At 66.2% G+C, this 4,927-nt stretch carries 6 protein-coding genes; all 6 read right to left on the bottom strand.

Going from position 1 to position 4,927, the window contains the following annotated elements; all coding sequences use genetic code 11:
* The coding region (locus ACLP25_RS14985) for an MBOAT family O-acyltransferase (RefSeq protein WP_442469983.1) at positions 1–880 on the bottom strand (880 nt) is incomplete at its 3' end.
* A gap of 228 nt (positions 881–1,108) precedes the next feature.
* Positions 1,109–2,365, bottom strand: a complete 1,257-nt coding sequence (locus ACLP25_RS14980) for a cytochrome P450 (protein ID WP_442469982.1) — start codon at positions 2,363–2,365, stop codon at positions 1,109–1,111.
* A 477-nt stretch (positions 2,366–2,842) separates the two neighbouring features.
* Entirely contained in the window at positions 2,843–3,061 is a 219-nt protein-coding gene (locus ACLP25_RS14975) for a type II toxin-antitoxin system PemK/MazF family toxin (RefSeq protein WP_442469984.1), read from the bottom strand.
* Positions 3,048–3,278: an antitoxin MazE-like protein gene (locus ACLP25_RS14970; RefSeq protein ID WP_442469981.1), complete on the bottom strand. Its 231-nt coding sequence runs from the start codon at positions 3,276–3,278 to the stop codon at positions 3,048–3,050. The genes ACLP25_RS14975 and ACLP25_RS14970 overlap by 14 nt, the downstream gene beginning before the upstream one ends.
* Positions 3,279–3,395: 117 nt before the next feature.
* Positions 3,396–3,929: an RNA 2',3'-cyclic phosphodiesterase gene (gene thpR / locus ACLP25_RS14965; protein ID WP_442469980.1), complete on the bottom strand. Its 534-nt coding sequence runs from the start codon at positions 3,927–3,929 to the stop codon at positions 3,396–3,398.
* Positions 3,930–4,011: 82 nt separating this feature from the next.
* Positions 4,012–4,548, bottom strand: coding sequence for a Dps family protein (locus tag ACLP25_RS14960; RefSeq protein WP_442469979.1), 537 nt, complete (start codon positions 4,546–4,548; stop codon positions 4,012–4,014).
* Positions 4,549–4,927: the final 379 nt, after the last annotated feature.

Genomic DNA, 4,927 nt, shown 5'->3' with positions numbered 1-4,927 from the left:
CGAGCTGGGGAAAGAGCGAGATGTAGAGCGCGACGTCGACGGGATCGCGGTTGGCGCGGAAGCGCCGGCGATAGACGTCGATGATGTAGCTCAGGCAATGGAAGGTGAAGCCGAGCACGATCCCGAGTCCGATCGCCATGTTCGAATAGCCGGCGAAATCGAAATAGATCTGGATCGTATAGGCCAGGAGGCCGATCCACGCCTCCGGCAGGGTGCGATGGGGAACGTGGTCGAAGGCGACCTGGGCGAGCGGCGCCACGACGTCGGCGACGAGCACCTTCTGCGCCAGCCCGATGATGAAGATGCGGGCGCCGACCGAGGCGCGCCCGAGCGTCTGCCGGCGCCTGTCGAGCTGGCGGGCCACGGTCTTGTATCGGACGATCGGGCCGGCGACGAGCTGGGGAAAGAGCGAGATGTAGAGCGCGACGTCGACGGGATCGCGGTTGGCGCGGAAGCGCCGGCGATAGACGTCGATGATGTAGCTCAGGCAGTGGAAGGTGAAGAACGAGATGCCGAGCGGCAGCTCGATGTTGGTGTGGCCGAAGTCGAGGCCGAGCGGCTTCAAGAGCGCCGCGAAATTGGCGGTGACGAAATTGGCGTATTTGAACACGCCGAGCGTCATGAGATTGACGACGACGGCGAAGGCGAGCGCCCAGTTGCGGTTTGCGCCGGCGTTGCGGTCGATCAGGATCGCGGCGACGTAGTTGAAGGCGATCGAAAACAGCAGGATCAGCAAAAAGCGCGGCTCGCCCCAGGCGTAGAAGACGAGCGAGAACAGGAGCGTGACCACGTTCTTGCCGACGACCGTGGGAGTCAGCACGTAGCAGGCGAGGAAGATCGGCAGGAAGTAGAACAGGAACGTGACTGAACTGAACACCATTACCGGTTCGCTTTCGCCTCGCTTGCCATCCCCCGCCTGCGGAAAGAGGGGCAGGGTCAATGCTCAATCGTCGGGTTCGCCCCTCATCCGGCCAGCTGACGCCGACCGCCTTCTCCCCGCGAGCGGGAAGAAGCGCCTGCCCGGCCTTTCGCCCATCGGGTTGACGCCTATAGCCTTCCCGGCCGCGGGCCGCAAAGAGTCCATGGGAATGGCGAAATTGGGACCGCTTCAGCGACGCGTTGGCGCGCCTTGATCCCAGCGAGCGGCCAACGCCTCGAGCCCGTGAAAATGGAAAGCATCGCGATATCTCGGCCGGTTGGCGAACCGCAGTCCCGGCAGGCGCTGGAACAGGATCGGCAGGGCGACCGCCATCTCGAGCCGCGCCAGCCGCGCGCCGATGCAGAAGTGGATGCCCGCGCCGAACGCGACGTGCGGATTGGGGTCGCGCCCGGGCTGAAAGGCGTCGGGGTCCGCAAAGCGCGCGACGTCGCGGTTGGCGGCGCCGAGCAGGAGCCCGATCTTCTGCCCTTTCCGCAACCGCAGGCCGGAGAACTCGACGTCGTCCAGCGCATAGCGGGTGAAGAGGTGCAGAGGCGCGTCGAGCCGCAGCAGTTCCTCCACCGCCGCCTCTGTCGTCTTCGCGTCGGCGAAAATGTCCTGCGGATCGAGCCTGCGCTCCAGAATGGTCTTCGCCGCATTCCCGATCGCGTGAACCGTCGCCTCGTGGCCGGCGTTGAGCAGCAGAATGCAGGTCGTAACGAGTTCGTCCTCGCTGAGCTTTCCCTCCTCGCTTTCGGCCGCGAGTAGCTGGCTGATGAGGTCGTCCCTGAGATCGGCGCGGCGGGCCCGGGCGTAGCCGCGCATAAAGTCGGCGAATTCCCGCGCGGCGTTGGCGGCGATGTCCTCGACCGCGCGCGTCACGCCGAACTGGTACATCGCCATCATCCGATGCGACCAGTCGAGCAGTTGCGGACCGATCTCTCGCGGCGCGCCGAGCAGGTCCATGATCACGGCGACCGGAATCGGCGTCGCGAAAGCCTCGATCAGATCCGCCTCCCCGTCGCGCGCGAAAGCGTCGATCCGCTGGTGGGCGAGCGCGGCGATGCGGGGCGCGAGCTTCTCCACCTGGCGCGAGACGAAGGCGCGGTTGACGAGGTTTCTCAGGCGCGTGTGCTCGGGCGGCTCCATCTCCAGGAGCGACTGGCGCTCGAGCGCGTCGAACGGCGCAAGGTGCGGCTTGGGCGCGGGCCAGCCAAGCTCGTCGCGGCTCATGACATGGAGGATCTGCCGGCCGAAACGCTTGTCGCGCAGCAGCGCCGAGACGTCGGCGTGCGCGGCGAAGCACCAGAAGCCGTAGTCCTCCCAGAAGAACGTCGGCGCGGCGGCCCGGATCGCGGCGTAGGCCCGGTACGGGTCATCGAAGAAAGCAGGATCGCGTGGGTCGAGACGGACGCGCCGCCCTGCCGCGTCGAGGGTCAGGGTCATCGCGCAAAACTAGCCGAGCGGATAGGCCGCCTCAACCACATAGGGGCCGCCGCCGTGAGCCGCCACCAGGCTGGCCGGGGACGTCGACCGGCAATTCTGCGCGAGCAACAGACGAGGCATCGCGCCGCTCCCGAGCGATTCCGGCAAAGATACCCGCCGAATCGGTCAGGGTCACTGCCTCCGCGGTCCGATGGCGGCGTGATGGATGGATAAGGACCAGTTGGGGCCGTGGAGCGGCTCGCAGAAACCTCGTCCGTCTTGGAGCTGCGCATCAGGCCTGCCGGCGGGCGCGCAAGGAGCGGAAGTCGGATACGCGGACCGCGACCGGTAATGAGCGCGATTCTGGGCTATGGCTGTCTTACGCGGTCAGTCAGCGAGCCCCATCACGAATGCCAAAGCGACATTGAGACGTCCGATATCGCCGTCGTCCAGGCGGCCGATCGGCTGCCCGATCCGCGTCCGCCGGAACGTCACGGGTTAGTCGGCCATGATTTGCGAGCGGGCCCGCAAACCATTTTCCTTGCTCGGCTGGATCGTAACGCGAAAATCCGGCGCCTCGGCGATTTCCGACTTCATCTGACAAACCACAACTGATGCATGGGTCTCTGGAAACGCGTCGGTCTGGACGATCACCGCCGGCCGCGGTTTGCCGTAGTCGCCCGCCGCCGCAACGATGACGACGTCACCGCGTTTCATCGCCAATTAGGCGCTCGGGCGTGTCCAACTCCGAGACCGATTCGATCCAAGCTAACGCATCGTCTTCGCCGCCTTGAGGCAGGTGAGCAACCTGAGCGGCCACGCGCAGGCGGACCGATTGCAAACGCGGATCGGGCACAACAAGGCGCAGTTCGCGCAGACCCCGCATGCGCCGTCGCACGCGCATCTTCGTCATTCGCTCGGCCGGCGCCGCCATCTCCGATTTCTCCTTCGGATTTCGCGCCGACAGCGTAACGCGTTACAGTCCTGAGCACAACGGGCAAGCGCCTGTGGTTTTTCGCCGTCATCGCATGGCGGGCGTGATGCCGCGAGGCTATCCGAGCGGATAGGCCGCCTCAACGACATAGGGGCCGCCGCCGGTGCTCTCACGGGACGAATAGAGCACGAAGCGTTCGGCGGTGAAGCCTTCGACCATGAGCGCGCCGCGCGAGGCGAGATAGTCGGCGACGGCATGCGTTCTGACGCGGCGCAGGCGCGCGAGCGTCACGTGCGGCGTGTACTTGCGTGTCTCCGGCGGCAGGCCGATGCGCCGCATGCGACGCTCCTGTTCGGACTGAAGCTCGACGAGTTCCGGGTCCGGCCGGATCCGCGCGACGAGCGCGCGCGGCTTGTCGCCGCCGAACCAGGAGAGCCCGTCGAAGCGAACGATCACCGGCGGCCGGCGGATCTCGTCCAGAATCTCGGCGATGTCGAGGGCGACGTCGTGGCCGACATCGCCGACGAAGCGCAAGGTGATGTGGTAGTCGGCGGGCTCCATCCAGCGCGCGCCGTGCACGCCGCCACGGGCGAGCGCCACCTGCGCGGCGATCGCCTCCGGCAGCTCCAATCCGGTGAACAGGCGAGGCATCGATCGGTCTCCGCAGACGTCCCGCCGAGGATAATCTGCGAATCAGCTTCGGTCACACGCCCGATCGAGGCCGAGCGCGTGTTCAGCGCCCCGTGGCGTCGGCGCTGCGCGTCGCTTCGAAAAGAAACCAGGTTCGCCGCTCGGTCTCGTCGATCCAGACTTCGAGCAGGCTCGCCGAAGCGACGTCGCCGTTGTCGTCGCAGAGCCCGTGCGCCTTGCGCTGCGCGGCGGCGAAAGACTTGTTGTCCTGCTCGAGCTCGCGCAGCATGTCGAGCGGGGCGACGAGGGCTTCGTCGTTGTCCTTGATCGACTGAAGCTTGGCGATGTGTCCGATCGACCGCAGCGTGGTCTGCCCAAGCTTGCGCACCCGTTCCGCCAACGGGTCGATCATGGCGTCAATCTGGTCGCCGTGCTCGTCGAGCAGCAGGTGATAGTCGCGGAAATGCGGCCCGCTCACGTGCCAGTGGAAGTTCTTGGTCTTCAGATAGAGCGCGAAGGCGTCGGCGGCGAGCCCGTTCAAGGCGGCCGCAATCGCCTTGACCCCGTTTTCGGTGAGGTCGGTCGGCGTCGCGAGCGCGGCCCGGCCCTCGCCGTTGCCGGATTTTTCCGTTCTGTTCATGCGCGTTCCCTCGTTGAGCAAAGCCGGTAGCGCGGCGGGACGATAACGCGGTCGGCGCCGCAAAGGTCCGGCGATGACGGAGGATGCTAACAGAATCGCGCCGAAATCAGGCGCCGCGGCGGCCAAGAGCCGCAGCAGGATGGAGTCGCGCGCCGAAGCCCTTATTACTGGCGAAAATCGAACGCTTGGCGACGACTGCAATGGCTGGAGTGCGCAAACGGCGGGCGTTCGCGGGCGGACTGGTGAACGGACCTGCTTCATCTCGCCGTGGCGCAATCTGTCAGGAGCGAGCTCCTTCCCGCACGGTGGAACTTCTCGCGGCGATCGACTACCATCGAGCGGTCGGCGGCTGTCAGCGCCTCTTTCGGGGCGTCTGCGA

Source organism: Roseiarcus sp., from assembly GCF_052145395.1.
Taxonomy (GTDB): Bacteria; Pseudomonadota; Alphaproteobacteria; order Rhizobiales; family Beijerinckiaceae; genus Roseiarcus.
Note: the sequence above shows the minus strand (reverse complement) of the source record. Positions and strands in the feature narration are given on the sequence as shown.